Raw genomic sequence first — 16,252 nt, 5'->3', positions numbered from 1 at the left:
CTATTTTGCAAAGAATTTAACTGAAAAAAAGGAGGGTTTATGGAAAGATTTGGTATTAAAACGTTTAAAATGAAAAATGGTGAGCGCTACTGCATTATAAAAAACAAGAAAACAGGTATCCCGGTATTTTATCCATGTTTATTTATTACTACACAACTGAGAAACAGTAGTGAATCGATAAAAACAATTGAGACTCAGGCAGGTTGTATCGCACTTTTTTATCGGTTTCTTTTTATACGCAATATAGACATTGAAGAGCGAATTCAAACAGCAAGATTCCTGGATAACAACGAAATTGATCTTCTGCGGGATTTTGTCGGAAAGAGGATGAGAACTGCGAAAGTGATTAATATCAAAGATCATCATCTTGGAGTATGCAGTGCGACAAAGTACATACGGCTTACGACAATAGCGAAATATCTCGAATGGTTGTGTCAGCTAACTATCAAGAATATAGATGATTGCTATAGGAAAATCTCCTGCTTTGTGAAAAAAATAAAAGCCAGAAGGCCGAAAATAAAATACAGGAATTCAGAAGGCAATGTCTATAAAACAATTGAAGAAGAAGACCTGGATATGCTTCATTCTGTTATTAATCCTCAATGTGAATTTAATCCATTCGACAAAAAAGTTCGCCAGAGAAATCAGCTTATAGTCACGATATTACATTCGCTAGGGATAAGGTGTGGAGAGTTATTGAACCTGAGAGTAGAAGATATTGATTTTGCAGCGCAAATGCTTTTCATAAGACGAAGGGCTGACAGTATTGAGGACACAAGAGTCAATCAGCCACTCGTAAAAACGCTTGAAAGAAATTTACCCATGTCTGACGAACTTACCAGACTTCTCCATTCATATATTACAGGCGAAAGAAAAGCCAATATCAGAAAGAAAAAGCACGGATACCTATTTATTACTCACAAAGAAGGTGAGACACGTGGCGATCCTCTGTCCGTTCCTTCTTACCATAAGATCATTTACAGACTGAGAAGCATTGACTCAGGTTTAAGCCAGTTAACCGGACATAAGTTCAGGCACACCTGGAACTATCTGTTTTCGAAACTAATGGATGATAGCACTGAGTATGTGAGTGAAGAGATGCAAGAGAAAATGCGTTCCAACCATATGGGGTGGGAGCCGGGTTCTGGAACAGCACAAATCTACAACAGACGATTTATTGTTAATGAATCAGTAAAAGCAGCCTTGCAACTTCAGGATAATATCTTTAAAAAGCGCAGCGGGGTCTCCTATGAATAAATTAAGGTTTAAGAATGCGCATCGAGATATCTTTCATGCAAAAAATGAAAGTTACACATTCGGATTGGATGATGAATTCTGGGAGTTAAGTAGAAATATAAAATTGAATGTGGGTGAGGTAACTAAAAGGTTGTCAGATAATCTCAGGTTCGGTTATGTGAATACACTGAAATATTTCGCAGAAGAAATCAGCCCCGGTTCTGTTAAGCAAATTAACAGGGTTTTCATGAAGTTCATTTCGTTTATGAGCTTTGATTCAATTGACGAAGCTGTAATGCTAACAACAAAATTAAGTGATAAGTTCTCGAATCAGGATCTCATTTGTCTCAGAATCCTAATCAAAAAATGGTATGAACTAGGTTTTGAGGGGATTACCAAAAATTGTGTAGACCTCGTTGATAACTGGACGATAAAAGACAATAAAAAGGGGGTGGTAGTTAAAAGACGAGATCCTTATCAGGGCCCCCTGACAGATATGGAGTTTGATAACTTTTACGATGCTGTCTCACGTGCATACCAGAAGGATACGATATCTTATTCTGATCTGGCAATGGCCTTAATTACCATTCATACGGGAAGAAGAAGTTTACAAATCACACAGATAAAAACGAAAGATATCATAAAGGAAAGAGCAATAAACGAATGCTATATAAATATCCCCAGAATAAAGCAAGGTGAAAAATACAGAGCATCATTCAGGCGATTCAGAATTACAAATGAATTATTCAACATATTTAAAGAACAGGCTCGTATTGTTTCTGAGGATTTTAGCAAGCAGCTTGGCAGAAAGCTCTCTGAAAGAGAGATATCAGAATTACCATTGTTTGTCTGTCAGGAAAGGCTTGAAGCGATTGTTGATTGTGAGAATCTACATGAGATTCTTTCCTCAGACAGACTTCATGCCTATGCGATAAAGTGTACTCAAACGCTCAAAAGAATAGCTACAACAGAGAATGTAATCTCGGAAAGGACGGGTGAAGTAATAAATATAAATGCCCGGCGGTTTCGCTATACGTTAGGTACACGGCTCGCAAGAGAGGGTTACGGAGAAGTCGTCATAGGCGAATTACTTGATCATTCCACTTTAATGTATACAGGCGTTTATGTTCAGTCAGGTCCAGATAGTTTAAATAAAATCGAAGATGCCGTTTCCGCTGAGCTTGGCTACTACGCAAAGATGTTTCAGGGAGTGCTAATTAACAAAAGTGAGGATAAATATCCCGGCGGCAACATCAGAATCAATACTGGTGAAAAGTCAGGGCAATGCGCCAGTTGCAAATCCTGCACAGCATGTGTGCCCATCCCCTGTTACACCTGCATGCATTTCAGACCTTTTGTTGAAGGGCCGCATGAAAAATTACTCGAATATTTACTCGATGAGCGTAACAGGATTCAGTGCATAGTGTCTGATCCTGTGACTACACAGATACTGGACAGAACAATTATTGCAATATCAGAGGTGATAAATAAGTGCAAAGAAATCAAATCAAACCCGGAGGTGTTAAATGAATGATATTAAAAATGATAAGTTAAGAGTGCTCGAAACGCGCAGGGAAAAATATTGCGCGCAGAAAATAGATGATTTTGTAAGCTACTGTCGGTTCACTCTCAATAAAAACGACCTTGTGAGCTGGGAGGAGGTTAACTGGTCAAAAGTTTTCCTTTTCACTAAAACCTCTGTCAAAGGCGTCAAAAAAAGCTCTGTTATTGTAAATGAGCCATTAGACAAGAATTTTATTGAGTTCGCTAAAAGCTATGTCCTTTACTACTACATGAATGGAGGCAAGAAAATCAATCAGCGTCTGAATATCGTTTTCAGAACACTTGAGGCTGCCCTATTGCAGGTCAATGGGCGGAGTCATATTCAGTACGTTAACCTCACAGTTCTGGACCAGTGCGTTGTTACCTTAAAAAGCACATACACCAAAGCAGTAGCGCACGCCTGCGGCAGAGTACTGGAAAGACTAGTTTCATTTCTCAGAGAAAAAGAATTCCTGATCACGCAGTCACTTCTCTGGAAGAGCCCGCTTAAAGCGCCGGAAGCAAGCCACAGGCTCACTAAAACTGCACAAGAGGCCCGTGAGGCAAAGTTACCTGACGAAGAGTCATTGAATGCTATCGCTGAAATCTTCGCACTTCCAGACGATCAGCTTTCAGAAATGGACGTGTTTATAAGCTCTGTCTTTGCGTTGCTTATGTGCGCACCTTCCAGAGTTACCGAAATCCTGACGCTCCCGGCGGATTGTGAAATCCGTGAGGCGGACAGGGAAGGAAAGCTGAGATACGGGCTGAGATTCTATTCCGTGAAGGGGTTTGGTGGAAATGTGAAATGGATACCTGAAGTCATGGTCCCGGTTGCTGAGATAGCTATCAGGAGGCTGAGGACTCTTTCAGAAAACGCCCGGACATATGCCAGAGAGATTGAGATTTCCGGTAAGGGCCGAGAGCTTTACCCAGACTTCCCCTGGTACGATAAAGAAAAGAACATCCGATACAGCAACGCACTCTGCCTGCTGTTCCGTTATCAACTCAGCACAAGTATAAAAACACAAAGAAGTCTTTTCAGACCAACTGCCACACTTGTCAGCGCCAATCTGGGGAGCACTGAGTATCGCAAGACGCACTGCATTTCTACGATTTTTGACAGGCACGGCTACAAAGGGTCAAAGGGGAATAACCTTTCACTCAAAAGTCATCAGGCAAGACACTTACTTAATACGATTGCACAACGGGGTGGGCTTGGAGATTTTGAACTAGCCAAGTGGTCAGGACGAGTGAGGGAAACACAGAACAGAACCTATAACCACGTCAGCCAGGAAGAGAAGGTTCGGGAGTCAGTTCAGCATAATGTGCAGAATATTGGCATTAAACCAGAAAACACCACCCCACGAGCTATAGCAAACCCTTCATGGCGTATTGATGTCAAAGATACAGGCCACGCAGCCATTCACGTGACAGAGTTCGGCTACTGCACTCATGACTACGTAATCTCACCGTGTACGAAGTTCAGGGACTGTATCAATTGCAGCGATCATACGTGTGTGAAAGGGGACAAAGACTCGTTAGGCAGGCTGGAAGCTACTGCGGCATACACAGAGCAGCTTGTTGAAAAGGCAAAGGTTGATATGGAAGAGGAATACGGGGCTGACAAGTGGGTGGCCTATCACGAAAAAACCCAAGCAAGACTTCTGAATTTGATAGCGTTACTCAAAAGCAAAAATCTTGAGGACGGGGCGCTGGTAAGACTGGAGGGTGATGATTTTACACATATGAAAAATCTCACAGGCGCGAGCAGAAATGAACTGATTGGAAATGAAAGGATAAATCATAATTAAAAGGAGAGTCATATGGCTAAACATCTGGATAATAAAGACATCAGCATAATTAAAAACACAATAGCAGGTTGGGACAGTGAGAAGTCAGGTAAGCTTTCATGGGAATATCTTTGTGACAGGCTTGAACCTCTGATTGGTAAGCGACCAACCCGTCAGTCACTGGGGCTTCACAAAGATATTGTCATGGCTTTCAATATTAAGAAGAAAAATATTAAGTCTGGAAACGATGAAGAAAAACGGCCAGCTAATTTAAAAATGGCCTCACAGCGTATCAGTAATCTCGAATTCAGAAATAAAGTACTGGCAGAAGAGCTCAGGATTCTGGAAGAGAGGTTTGTTGTATGGCAGTTTAATGCTATAAATCACGGAATCAGTTTTGAACAACTTAATAATGGGTTGCCCAAGATAGACAGGGAAACGAATGCTGATTAAATATTTAGTTGCGCAGATATTGCGCAATTTAAATTATATGTTATCTTGTATATACAACCAGGGAGTGGTTGATCATTTTTGCAAGGACGCAATCTATGAAAAATACAGACGCTCTTTCTAGGGAAGAAAAGCTACTTTTGCTTTTACAAATGTTCATTGAGAGATTAAAAAAATCAGATTTTGCACATGACAAGATAATTCGCTATATCTGGCTATTCTGTGTCGGCTACTACATTAAGTACTACCTTCAACTATCTAAAACAGATCTCGCTGATCGTTTTACGATCTTATCTATGCTATCTAACGCTCTAAAATCAAGCTCATCACGAATCATTCAGCACCTTGGCTATGAACATGAGATCACTTTTTTCTTTCGCTTTATGATTCATTATGCGATTGATAATGAAGAAGAGGCTGAGGGAATATATCGTGAGGAGCGTGCCAAGTATGAAAAAAACATTCTTCTAAAAAAATTAAACGAGATGAAGATAAAATAAAGAAATCATGGATATAAAATTAAATAGGGTACTATACGGAAGGTTGAATAAAGCAAAAGACCTTTACATTAAAAGATGGAGTTTTCTAATGGTGCTAAATCTATTTGAATATTTGTTGAAATTATATTTTTCTCTGCATTAATAGATTGGCATAGCTTTCTAATAGAAATTTTCAAATTCCCTTCTATTTACATAAAATTCTTTTGAAAAATAATAGTTAGGCTTCGAAGATTTATAAAAACATCTCATTCGAAGCCTTAGTCACCAATGATCTAAATATCTACTTCAACATGTCCTAAACTTCTCAATTTCAGAAACTTAGACTGACATAGTTCGGAAGGAATCTTTTTCTTAAGTAACTCATAAAAGTTCTCATCATGAGTTGAAATGATAATTTGCTTATTATGATTAAGAGCAATACCTCTAAGTAGATCAATTGTGGATAGAATATTGATGGAATCCATAGAGTGAATAGGGTCATCAATCAATATTAAGTCGAGCGGCATGCCGCTCGGTGATTTAGCACTCAGTGCTCTTGCAAGAAAAATGCTCAAACTTAAAATATTCAACTGCGCTGCGCTAAAATAAAGTAGAGGAGATATCTGTTTTTCAGAATCGTTATTTTTTAGCATAACGTTAAGGGTCGGTTTACTTCTAAGACCGAACCCACAAGTGAATTTCACCTGACTAAATCCAGGATGAGGATCTATTTTTCTGTAAATTTCATTTATAAGATCTGTTTGAAATACGCTATCAAGTTGACGCTCTAACACTTCGTTTATCGCTTGCAGTTCAACGCCAACTTTTGCTCTCAGTTTTTCATGCTTTTTTTGTTCCTCAATCAAAGAATTTAGTTGTACTATGAGTATCTCTCGATTAATGAGTGGTTTCACTGCATCAAAAAGAGCTGTGAACTGTGCTAGTGTTTCTGAGTAATTATTATTTTTTTCTTTTTCATTTAAAGTATTTTGAATTGCAATGTTCAGCTTACTGACATGATCAACATTGTCTAAAATCGAAACCCCTACAAGAGACTTAAATCTAGAATTATAAGAATCAATTCTTTTATTTAATTCAGTTTTTCTGTCAAGACAAGAAGCTAATTTACTCTTCAGAACATTAATATCTAAGGTAATATTCTCTTCATTAAATTTCTTCTCAATTGAAACAATGGAGTTTTGAGTCGCTAAAAATAAACCACGGATTTTTTTTATTTTATTTATATAAACTGACTCAATTTTACTAAATTCTTCATCTAGTCTTTCGTGATTAAGATTATGTTCCTTTATATGATTAAGGACTAAGAAATATTCAGTGCGAGATTCTATATCAATTAAACTTTTTTTCAACTCAGTTATTTTTGTGTTACTAACTAAATTTGCAGTTATAAGTCTTTCATATTCTTTGTTTGATGAAAAAATCTTATTTTGATTTTTATCAATTTCTTTAGTAAGAGTTTCTATTTCTCCATCCACTTTTATTGATAATTTTTCAGGCGATAAATTTAATATCACAGATTTGTTAGATACTAATTCTTTATGCGATAATTCTAATCTTCTCTCAATTGAATTATTCTCTTTTTCTATGTGTAAAATGCTATTGATTAATGCATTTATATCAAGCTCTAATTTCTTCAAAAAATCAATTTTTTGTTTTGCAAGAACAGATGCTTTGATTTCTAATTTTTTTTTCGAATCTGATAATTTAAGGGCTTCTAAACTTCTTTGCTCTAATTTCTCTTTGAGTATATCAGTTATTTTATTATTGCTATAAATTGATTCTTCAAGTTCTTTAAGAGAATAGTGTTCCTTTTGGCATAGAGGGCAATTACTGCCGGGATGAGTCTTCAGGATTTCGCCTGCTAATGCGACAAGTCTATCAAAAGAATTTGAATGTGATTGTAGTGAATTAATATCAAGGTCGATGCTTGAGATTGTATTCTCAATAAAGTGAATCTCATCCGTTTTAGACTTTATTTCGAAATAAACATCAGTGCTTAATCCAAATAATGTTATATCATTGATGCTTAAGTCATGAATGTTTTTCTTGCTTTTATTAATGGTAGAAAGGAGGGTTTCTTTTTCTGCTAACTTTGTTGATTGGGAGAATAAGATTTCGTTATTAATTTCTAATTTTTCTTTAAGTTGATTCTGCTCATCTAAAAGTTTATCAATAGTTTCAAAAACATTTTTAGCCCCGTACTTCAACAATTCATAACTGGCTTTACGATGTTGTAGATCGTCTTGGAGTTTCTTCAATTCAGTCTTACATGTGTCGATTTCATTAATGCTTAATTGATAATTTCTAATTTGCAAATTCTCAAAATCTATTTCTCTCAAAAGAGCCAATCTGCTCTGGTTAAGTAAGCGATATTTTTCTAAATGTAATTTCGCAACTTTGCTTTTTTGAATTTCATTTTCAGTGTTATCAATCTCTAATTTATATTCTTGCTGAGATCTAATTAAAGCTGTTCTCTTATCAATGTCTTCAATAGCTTGTATTAAAAAATTTTCTTCTTTAATCTGTGTAGATAGTTCATTGGATGAACGATGATTATTTTCAATTCCGGCAGTTAGTTCATTTAATGCTTGCTCTCTTTTCGATATCATCTCAAGTGTATGCTGAATTTGTGCAGCCGTAGTTGTCAACTCTTCTGTTAACTCATCAAACTTTGTATCACGAATTTTATTAGGTAATTTTTCAATTGGAATTCCAATTTTTCTTAAATCATTGGCAGTTTCAAGAAATTTATTTATTAAAAAATTATCTACAGGTATTTCAATTTCAAGGCGTAAGCTATTTTTTAACTTTTCGCTTTTTTCGATTTTTTCTCCAAGGTCTAAATATAAAGCTTGAACATCTCGACGTAGTAATTCTGTTTCTTCGCCATAGACTTCAATAAATGTTTGATAACGATCTTCTGGATCAATCCCTCGAATAAAAAAATCAATTGCCTCTTGTGAAAGAAATATTCTTCTATACTCTTCAAATCCTTCGGCCAATTTTTTTTTCTTGAAGTCGACATCGATCCCGTCTTTTCTAATTTTTCCAGGTTTACGTTCGAAGTTTTGAGTAGTAGTGACAACTAAAACAGAGGTTTCAAGATCATTAGGAGCTTCAATATTTCTCAATATTCGTAGCGCTTCATCATCATTTTTTGAACCTCTAGCTGCAGTTTCATAAATACCATCACTAAATCGCTCTGATCCATTAGTCATTGCCCATTCTACAGCATCATAAAACGAGCTTTTTCCAAATCCATTAGGTGCATAAAGAGATATGAAATTTGCAGGAATATTATTTCCATCTTTTCCAAGAACCATGAAATCAAAAGTACCATTTGATTTCTGTTGATACGCTCTAAAGGCTTGAATTTCAACTTTCTTTATTTTCATTGGTATCATTCTCCAGTAGCAATTTTTTTACTATCTCTAACTTACCTTCAATCGTCTCTTTAGAGTAATTCTTTATATTAGATACAATAGGTGTGGATTTGTATTGAATTATAGAACCATAATTTTTCGCTACTTCTAAATCTACTTCAAAAATCTCATAGTTAAGCCGCTTGATTGCAAAACTTTTTTCCTTGGAAAATTGTTCTTCAGTACAAGAGTCAAAAACAAATTTTCGAGCTGTGAACTTATCATTTTCAATAGTTAACCGGAGGGGGCGGTTTATTTTTTCTTTGCAGAAGAAAGCAATATATACATTCCACCTGGCAAACTTTTTCTCCGTTTTATATAGTAGAGCTATTATGTTTTGAATAGCATTCCAATTTTCGCTAAGACTTTCAGAGTCCTCAATCCAGCATGCTATACAACTCACAAATTCTGATTCTCCTGCAGTGAATAGATCAAACTTAAATGCAGGAAACTCATTCTGGATTTTAAGGATGTGCTCACTATTTGCACTTTTTAAATTCATCTGCATAATTTTCCGTTAAAATTTTTAAATGCTGATTTTTGCTTTTTCCTAAAAATAAATGTGGCTTTCTTGTAACACATTCGTTATGAAGGCTACCCAGAAGCACAAAACTAAAAGGTACCTCGCCGCTTTCAATGCCCTCACTAATATCGATAGCATTAACGTCATCATAATCAATCTCAGGGAGCGTAATATTTTCTACCAAGTGTTTTATATAACCTTTATCTGCTATTGGTATACTTGAATTATCTTTACTTGAAACAACTAACATACCACCATGATCAAGTAACTTTCTAGCTGAAGAAATTATGTTGTTAATATCTTTAAGCCAACCATCTGGGCTTCTAGAATAAACGAACCTACTGCTCCTTTCTATTTTCTTTAAGTAGTCCATACTTACTGAATTTTCATCGTTTAGCAAAGAGTGTAGGATCAAAAATTCCGAATATGCAGACCAGAGATCTAAATCATAAATGGCATCATCGTCTTGTCCATTAACAATCAAGCATTTATCATACAGCTTCAATAGTTCGAAAGGTTTGGGTATGCCGTTGTTAACTAAATGTTGAGCTCTTTGGTGAAGTTGATTACGCAAGGATCGGAGCAAGTCTTCATCACTAATTTTATAGTCGAACGTATTAGCCTTTATTTTGCTAAAGCATGATAAAAAAGAAGGAAGTATTGCAGGGAGATTGTTTTTTTCAACAATCTCATCAAAACGTGTCATATCGTAGCATAAAACTACGCCTGGTTCGTCAGGCTGTGGTCCGGCCATTTCTATCTCAACTCCAATAAGATAGGGTTTTCCACTAACTATGAGATAGACACCGCTGCCAGATGAACCTTCTATTTGTGTTTTTGGAGGAAATCCTTCAATTGTTAAGTAAAAGTCCTTATCAACTTGTTTTGCTTTTCCTTCATATGTTTTAAATCTTCTTTCAGGATCCTTTTCACCATCGCGATATTCTGGAAATCCTCCAAAAATAACATTACTCTTATGATCAAATTGATTGTTTTTAAACCTTACTAAGGGTAAGTTATGAACTAGAGGGATTTTTAATAAAATACAGTCATTATTACCGGGGTAAATATCAATAACGGTTATAATGTTTCCTTCCCATGTTATAACTTTTGTATGTTCAATTAAATTATCAAAATCAACTTTACCTTCATCCTCATTTGCATCAACATTTTTTTCTGAACCTGAAGTTTTATTTATAGGTTTGACTACGTGCTTGGCTGTAAGCACATATGAAAATTCGTCCGACAGGCAGTGTACTAATACACCACTGCCATTATTAACTTTAACTGCGTGCATTCTAATAAATTCATGTATGGTCATTTATAACACCATCTTTTCATCACAGACTCGTAATCTGTTAGCATATAAATTATCTTCAGGCAGTAATATTTTTTTTATCACAGATTCATAATTGAAATAGATATTGTTTTCACTATTAGCCTTTAGAATTCTGGCTATTGTTTTTTTATCAGGGTGGCCAAATATAGATCCATCAGTAGAAATAATATATTTTTCAGATGAAATTATTGAAAGTAATGTTGCACTTGTGTTTCCTTTACTGCCATGGTGGGAAATTTTAACAATGCTGCACTTTAGTTTGTTGTTATGATTATAGCCTAACTCTCTTAATTTATTCTCAACTACACCAGAATATGAATCTGCTAAGAGCAGAATATTTTTCTCTCCAATTGTTAGTAGAAATGCTATTGAACTACCATTAGGTACAGAACGATCAGATAGAAAATCATCTTTGTCAAAAAAATGGGTAAAAGGAAACTGATGGTCAGTTTCCTTTGTTGCTGTCTTTTTATCACTATCAGAGGATTCTTTTTCCCATTTTTTGCCAAGTCGTTGCAATGTCTTTAGAGATGGTGACAAAATGGTAAATTCTAGTCCTGATCTCGTTAATGGCTGGAGTTGGTTATGTATTGCTTTATCAAACCAATTAAGTTTGCTTAATTTTTCCTCTAAAGTTATGCCTTGGGTTATACTTGTTTTAGTTTCGTTATCTGATATACCTGATACTTGATTATTAATCGAGGCAGCATCAGTTTCTTTACCTAATGAAGATATTAATGTATACGAATTAAACCAGAACTCTTTAACAATTTTAGGCAAATATTCATCATGTGACATAGCTTCCAAGAATCCGCCAATATGATCCTCATCGACATGAGTAATTACAGCAAGGTCGATAATTTGCCCTTTCTCCTTTAATTGCTCAATTAATGAGCGTAGAGGCTTAGCATAACCATATAGTTGACCGAATGTACCTGTCGGTCCACCGTCTATTAAAAGATTAAAAATATTTTCACCATCAATATGGCTAAGAAAAAGGCAATCTCCATATGAAGCGTGAAGAATTTGAATCGTGGTGTTCATATTGTTTCCTTTGGATGTTATTTTTTTAATAAACCAAACACGATCATTAGTTTGACGTTTAAGCTTCTGAGTTTCTTTTAATGTCCCAGCCTGACTGTGTTTCAGCACCTTTGCCGCCGCTTGCTGATTGTTCCCAATACTGTGTTTTAACTTTGGATGCCTGGAATTGATATGAGATACCAATCAGGTCACGACTTGTAGTGCCATTAAAAATCAAATTTGTGATGAGAACGTCTTCAAGAGTAATGCGGCAGTACTCGATTTGACTTCCACCGGCCTTACACACCGAAAGCTCAACCTTCGCTACATGCTTGCCGTTAGAGACATAGCGCATGATAGCTGGAGTTGCTTTATCTATAAGGGCCTGAACCGAGAGATCGCGGTACTCAACTTTTCCAGCACCACCTCCGCCTCCAACTGACATGTTCCCTGGCTGGTTCGCGCCCCATGTGAAAGATTCAATAGCAATCCAGCCCTTATGGTTACTGTCCTGTGATTCACCTGTAATGCCATCAATTTTTAAGAAGAGATCTGTACTCATAGCTGGTCCTTTTGCTTTCCCTGTGATGGGGAATCTGATTAAATAAACTTAACGATACGTATAATGACATAAAGGCACAGCCATGGACTACTGGAAACCGGACCGATTCAAGGATTACTTTCTGACTATGGCTCATGCTGAGGCAAACCAGCTACTTAGTACGACAAATCACGTCTCTTTGATTCACCTGTCTGATGGTTACAACAGGATTCAGTTTCAGGATGAAGTGAAGATTTTTGTTAATGCACAAATGGATACTATCCGTTCAGGTGCCCCAGATGAAGAATGCCAGCAATGTATACAAAATCTGAAAGAAGAACATCGTAATCTCATGAGACAAGATCAGCTTCTTCGGACTGGCCAGGCAGCATTGCATGCTTCAGTGAAGTTCGTTCAGCAAGGTGATTCCTGGGGATATGTAATCAATGGTGTAGGGGTCGTGCTGAGTGGGTTACAGGTAGTGGCAGGGTTTGGAGTCATGGCCGCTTCAGCTGCAACCGGGAATATAATAGGTGTTGGATTTGGTGCGATGCTCACACTACATGGAGTGAATGGCGTACAGGAGGGGGTAATGAATGTTATTACAGGAAAAAAAGACGCCCAGGGATTCTTAAAAGATGGTTACATTGGAGCAGCCAAGTTCTTAGGCTTTGATCAAAAAACAGGTGAAATTGCTTACAGTAGTATGGATCTTGCTCTCTCTGCCTATGGCATGTTTAGGCTGATAAGAAAACCTGAAACATTTCGACTTTTCTACTACGTGAACTCCGACTTCGTTAGGGGTATCAAAGATATGAGCCGCTTTGAATTAGGAGTGGAAATATATAATGACTATTCGGCTTTAAAATCAATATACGATAATAAAAAATAAATCATTTGTTTCTCGAATATCGAAATGCTTTGTAGCCTAATTTCATTGGGGTAAAAATGTAGAAAATCGGGGCTATGATTAGCATTGTTATTGAGTAAGAGATGATTGCGAGGTTATCTTTGTATGCAAGCGTATATACCCAAACAATAGCGAGGATGATAACAAGTATTGAGGCGACTATAAAACGAATACTAAGTTCTTTAAGCAAAGCTGGATACGTAGTCCCACTTTTTTCGGCTTGCATTCTTAGAGCTGAAATATCTTTTGCATTAAAACCTTTTTCAGCAAGCTTTTTTTCAAGTTCAAAGATGTTCATAAATCCACCAAGACTGTGTGTTTATATCGATCATAACTCATTTTACCTAGTTAATACCAGCAAAAAAATCTATACAAAGGAGATGAAAATGTTAGAAGACTCGAAATTAATTTATCCTTATCCTTCTATTATTCACTGGTCCCCAATGTGGGTTGAGGAAAATAAATCCACTGAATTATCTTCTAAATGGCTAAGCGCACTTGTTTCATTTTTTATTACTCAACCACATCGTAAACAAGAGGCTTTTCTGATTGGCAGTGGTTTCCTCTGCCTGTTAAGAGGTAATATGCCATGCATTGTTACTGCCTCCCACGTAGTAAAAGATATGCAAAAGAGTGATTTTTCTTTCATTTCAATTGATGGGAAGAAGTTTAAATTTGAGCATTTAGAGGTTTATTTCAATGACAAACAAGATTACGCCATTATTCCTATACCTGAAAAAATAATGAAAGAGATACCTCATAGCATGGTTTTCGACAATCAATGCGATAATGAAAGATATGAGAAAACATCCTCATTTATTATCATTGGATATCCATCAAAAGCTAACAAACTGCATAAAATGCGTCCAGAGAAAGGCTTGTATCCCCTAAATATAAATTTTCATAATTTTTTGTATGAAAGAGAAAGCGAAGATATTTACTTCCATTTTGTTGCTGATGGTAAAGAAAGGAATGTTATTTTTGAAGATGCAAGTACAAATAAAACAATTACTTCTCTTGCAGGTATGAGCGGAAGTGTAATTGCACAGATGATTATTAATAAAAAGAGTGGAGATATAGCTCTTAAAGCTGTAGGTATATTTAAAGAACATAGACCTAAAAGAGGTGATTTTTTAGTTGGATCAACATTTATCGACTTTGCTGATGAAATTAATTCATATTTAGAAAATGCGATTGTTTAGATAATTTGAATATTTGTTGTGTATCAAGATATCCCCTAGTATAAAACGGGATATCTTATAACATAGCATTGAAGGGTAGTTCAGATATGATAACAGAAAAAGAAGCCATTAGAATTGCAAAAGAATATGCAATTAAAAATGATTCTGGTTGGGATGAACGCTTTCATGAGACCGAGAGAACGTCGCTAAATGGTAAATCTGTTTGGCTTATTTCAACCTCTGACTTGAAGTTTTCTGAAGAACTTCCGTGGATGATGGAAAGTATGCCTAATCCAATAAAATATTATATAGATGTCTCTAGTGGTGAATGTATTGCAATAGGCGGTGCGATTCTTCGATTGAAAAAATGAAAATGTTTATTATCGACTTTATAAAACATGAGAGTGCTTTCTCAAAAATTTAAATGCTTTGTATGCAAGCTTCAAAGGAATAAAGAATTGTGAAGCCTGCTATAAGCGTGATTGAATACGAAACAAGGTTTTCTTTTGTACCACTGCGAATGATATAAATGAGTCCAGTGAGAAGGATTGCTATTAATATCATTGCAACTATGAATCTTTTCTTTAACTGTGAAAGGAGCCAAGGATAAGGATAACCGTCTTTCTCAGCATGCTGACGTATCACAGAGACTTGCTTTGGTGTAAGCCCTTCTTTTACAGGCATTTCTTCGAGTTACATTTTGTTCATAATGAGCGTCATTCATTTGTCTTACAATAGTCTGATTGTAACTCATTACCTAATCTCTATACAAACCGGACAGGCCTGTGAAAGGCTTCTGGTTTTTTATTTTTTTTGTATGGTTCCCTGGTGCTAATGTAAGCACACCCGTTTTAGTTCCACGCACTTTTTGAAGTTTCCTGTTTTTCGGCCATCAGCCGGTACTCTTCCGGTTTCAGGTTATTCAGGTCAATTTCGATCGCCAGTGCTTCGCGGTTAAAATCATCCACTACGTTGAAGGTCCGGAAGCGTCTGCCGCACACCAGGACATCGTGCATAAAATTGATTGACCAGCTCTGGTTAAGCGCTTCCGGAGTCGCCAGCGGAGCCGGATTAAGCACCGGCAGGCGCTGTTTTCCCTTACGGCGAAAATTCAGTTTCAGCAGGTAGTAAATCCGGTGAACACGTTTATGATTCCAGGTGTTACCCTGCCTGCGCAGCAACTGGAACAACTTCTTAAAACCATATCGTGGGTAGCGCTCTGCCAGCTCAGTCAGCACCTGGATCACTGGTTCATCGCGCCGGGTATCGGGCTGGTAAACATAGACCGTCCTGCTCAGCGATAATGTCCTGCAGGACTGGCGGATGCTCATGGCGAATTGGGCCGTCAGATAGCTGACGAGCTCCCGCTTTATCGCTGGTTTTAAAGCTTTTTTTCAATAACGTCTTTCAGTGCACGGCACTCGAGACTCAGGTCCGCAAACATCTGTTTGAGGCGACGGTTTTCATCCTCAAGGTCTTTCATCTTTTTGATATCAGAGGCTTCCATCCCGCCAAACTTCGCTTTCCAGTTGTAGTACGAAGCCTCAGAGATCCCGGCTTCACGGCAGACATCCTTGACGGTACGTCCGGCTTCGAAGGACTTCAGAACGGCAATGATCTGGTGGTCGGTGAATCGGGCTTTACGCATGGCGATCTCCTCAGAGGACATAATCAGTATGTCGGAAGATCTCTAAAAGTGAATGGTTCGTTTTACCGGGATGCTTACATTTCAGGGGGCTACATAAAGGTAATATTTTTGTTATAAAATGGTTTTTTTTCGTGGTCCATAACC

General features: G+C 36.9%; 14 protein-coding genes and 1 pseudogene. 8 read left to right on the top strand and 7 right to left on the bottom strand.

Features of this window, described 5'->3' with window-relative positions; translation table 11 throughout:
• Window positions 1-39: 39 nt before the first annotated feature.
• The 5 genes from NXS97_RS05770 to NXS97_RS05750 all read left to right on the top strand — a co-directional run bounded on the left by NXS97_RS05770 (window position 40) and on the right by NXS97_RS05750 (window position 5,521).
• The gene (locus tag NXS97_RS05770; protein ID WP_259231786.1) at window positions 40-1,257 is read left to right on the top strand and encodes a site-specific integrase; all 1,218 of its coding nucleotides are present in this window, start codon (window positions 40-42) and stop codon (window positions 1,255-1,257) included.
• Window positions 1,250-2,770, top strand: a complete 1,521-nt coding sequence (locus tag NXS97_RS05765) for a site-specific integrase (protein ID WP_116219590.1) — start codon at window positions 1,250-1,252, stop codon at window positions 2,768-2,770. The genes NXS97_RS05770 and NXS97_RS05765 overlap by 8 nt, the downstream gene beginning before the upstream one ends.
• Window positions 2,763-4,592, top strand: coding sequence for an integrase (locus tag NXS97_RS05760; RefSeq protein WP_116219591.1), 1,830 nt, complete (start codon window positions 2,763-2,765; stop codon window positions 4,590-4,592). Before NXS97_RS05765 ends, NXS97_RS05760 begins: the two co-directional genes overlap by 8 nt.
• Window positions 4,593-4,604: 12 nt before the next feature.
• A complete protein-coding gene (locus NXS97_RS05755; protein ID WP_116219592.1) occupies window positions 4,605-5,024 on the top strand; it encodes a hypothetical protein in 420 nt (139 codons plus the stop codon).
• A 95-nt stretch (window positions 5,025-5,119) separates the two neighbouring features.
• Entirely contained in the window at window positions 5,120-5,521 is a 402-nt protein-coding gene (locus NXS97_RS05750) for a hypothetical protein (RefSeq protein ID WP_116219593.1), read from the top strand.
• A 272-nt stretch (window positions 5,522-5,793) separates the two neighbouring features.
• Here NXS97_RS05750 and NXS97_RS05745 read toward each other — a convergent pair whose 3' ends face one another.
• From NXS97_RS05745 to NXS97_RS05725, 5 genes are read right to left on the bottom strand one after another with little or no spacing between them, the layout of a single operon-like run.
• Window positions 5,794-8,916 carry an AAA family ATPase gene (locus NXS97_RS05745; protein ID WP_259231784.1) on the bottom strand — a complete coding sequence of 1,041 codons (3,123 nt, stop codon included), beginning with the start codon at window positions 8,914-8,916 and terminating at the stop codon, window positions 5,794-5,796.
• Window positions 8,897-9,445: an ABC-three component system middle component 1 gene (locus tag NXS97_RS05740; RefSeq protein WP_181901407.1), complete on the bottom strand. Its 549-nt coding sequence runs from the start codon at window positions 9,443-9,445 to the stop codon at window positions 8,897-8,899. Before NXS97_RS05740 ends, NXS97_RS05745 begins: the two co-directional genes overlap by 20 nt.
• The gene (locus tag NXS97_RS05735; protein WP_116219595.1) at window positions 9,423-10,787 is read right to left on the bottom strand and encodes an ABC-three component system protein; all 1,365 of its coding nucleotides are present in this window, start codon (window positions 10,785-10,787) and stop codon (window positions 9,423-9,425) included. Before NXS97_RS05735 ends, NXS97_RS05740 begins: the two co-directional genes overlap by 23 nt.
• On the bottom strand, window positions 10,788-11,849 hold the full coding sequence (locus NXS97_RS05730; protein ID WP_116219596.1) for a ComEC/Rec2 family competence protein: 1,062 nt from the start codon (window positions 11,847-11,849) through the stop codon (window positions 10,788-10,790).
• 58 nt (window positions 11,850-11,907) lie between these two features.
• Complete coding sequence (locus NXS97_RS05725) at window positions 11,908-12,390, bottom strand: type VI secretion system tube protein Hcp (RefSeq protein WP_116219597.1); 483 nt, start codon at window positions 12,388-12,390, stop codon at window positions 11,908-11,910.
• Between the two features lie 82 nt (window positions 12,391-12,472).
• Between NXS97_RS05725 and NXS97_RS05720 the strand changes: the two genes are divergently transcribed.
• Window positions 12,473-13,261 carry a DUF4225 domain-containing protein gene (locus tag NXS97_RS05720; protein ID WP_116219598.1) on the top strand — a complete coding sequence of 263 codons (789 nt, stop codon included), beginning with the start codon at window positions 12,473-12,475 and terminating at the stop codon, window positions 13,259-13,261.
• 1 nt (window position 13,262) lies between these two features.
• Here the strand turns inward: NXS97_RS05720 and NXS97_RS05715 are convergent, their stop codons facing one another.
• On the bottom strand, window positions 13,263-13,577 hold the full coding sequence (locus NXS97_RS05715) for a hypothetical protein (protein ID WP_116219599.1): 315 nt from the start codon (window positions 13,575-13,577) through the stop codon (window positions 13,263-13,265).
• An 88-nt stretch (window positions 13,578-13,665) separates the two neighbouring features.
• On the opposite strand from NXS97_RS05715, the gene NXS97_RS05710 reads away from it, so the two are divergent.
• Complete coding sequence (locus tag NXS97_RS05710; protein WP_259231782.1) at window positions 13,666-14,481, top strand: serine protease; 816 nt, start codon at window positions 13,666-13,668, stop codon at window positions 14,479-14,481.
• 86 nt (window positions 14,482-14,567) lie between these two features.
• A complete protein-coding gene (locus tag NXS97_RS05705; protein WP_116219601.1) occupies window positions 14,568-14,831 on the top strand; it encodes a hypothetical protein in 264 nt (87 codons plus the stop codon).
• A gap of 549 nt (window positions 14,832-15,380) precedes the next feature.
• Here NXS97_RS05705 and NXS97_RS05700 read toward each other — a convergent pair.
• Window positions 15,381-16,108, bottom strand: a pseudogene (locus NXS97_RS05700) (transposase); the annotation flags it as partial.
• Window positions 16,109-16,252: the final 144 nt, after the last annotated feature.

Source organism: Pantoea sp. B623 (assembly GCF_024814475.1).
GTDB lineage: Bacteria > Pseudomonadota > Gammaproteobacteria > Enterobacterales > Enterobacteriaceae > Pantoea > Pantoea ananatis.
Note: the sequence above shows the minus strand (reverse complement) of the source record. Positions and strands in the feature narration are given on the sequence as shown.

Bases quoted from the DNA above. Each gene is read 5' to 3' on its own strand.
- NXS97_RS05770 (WP_259231786.1), top strand. From the start codon at position 40: ATGGAAAGATTTGGTATTAAAACGTTTAAAATGAAAAATGGTGAGCGC.
- NXS97_RS05765 (WP_116219590.1), top strand. From the start codon at position 1,250: ATGAATAAATTAAGGTTTAAGAATGCGCATCGAGATATCTTTCATGCA.
- NXS97_RS05760 (WP_116219591.1), top strand. From the start codon at position 2,763: ATGAATGATATTAAAAATGATAAGTTAAGAGTGCTCGAAACGCGCAGG.
- NXS97_RS05755 (WP_116219592.1), top strand. From the start codon at position 4,605: ATGGCTAAACATCTGGATAATAAAGACATCAGCATAATTAAAAACACA.
- NXS97_RS05750 (WP_116219593.1), top strand. From the start codon at position 5,120: ATGAAAAATACAGACGCTCTTTCTAGGGAAGAAAAGCTACTTTTGCTT.
- NXS97_RS05745 (WP_259231784.1), bottom strand. From the start codon at position 8,916: ATGAAAATAAAGAAAGTTGAAATTCAAGCCTTTAGAGCGTATCAACAG.
- NXS97_RS05740 (WP_181901407.1), bottom strand. From the start codon at position 9,445: ATGAATTTAAAAAGTGCAAATAGTGAGCACATCCTTAAAATCCAGAAT.
- NXS97_RS05735 (WP_116219595.1), bottom strand. From the start codon at position 10,787: ATGACCATACATGAATTTATTAGAATGCACGCAGTTAAAGTTAATAAT.
- NXS97_RS05730 (WP_116219596.1), bottom strand. From the start codon at position 11,849: ATGAACACCACGATTCAAATTCTTCACGCTTCATATGGAGATTGCCTT.
- NXS97_RS05725 (WP_116219597.1), bottom strand. From the start codon at position 12,390: ATGAGTACAGATCTCTTCTTAAAAATTGATGGCATTACAGGTGAATCA.
- NXS97_RS05720 (WP_116219598.1), top strand. From the start codon at position 12,473: ATGGACTACTGGAAACCGGACCGATTCAAGGATTACTTTCTGACTATG.
- NXS97_RS05715 (WP_116219599.1), bottom strand. From the start codon at position 13,577: ATGAACATCTTTGAACTTGAAAAAAAGCTTGCTGAAAAAGGTTTTAAT.
- NXS97_RS05710 (WP_259231782.1), top strand. From the start codon at position 13,666: ATGTTAGAAGACTCGAAATTAATTTATCCTTATCCTTCTATTATTCAC.
- NXS97_RS05705 (WP_116219601.1), top strand. From the start codon at position 14,568: ATGATAACAGAAAAAGAAGCCATTAGAATTGCAAAAGAATATGCAATT.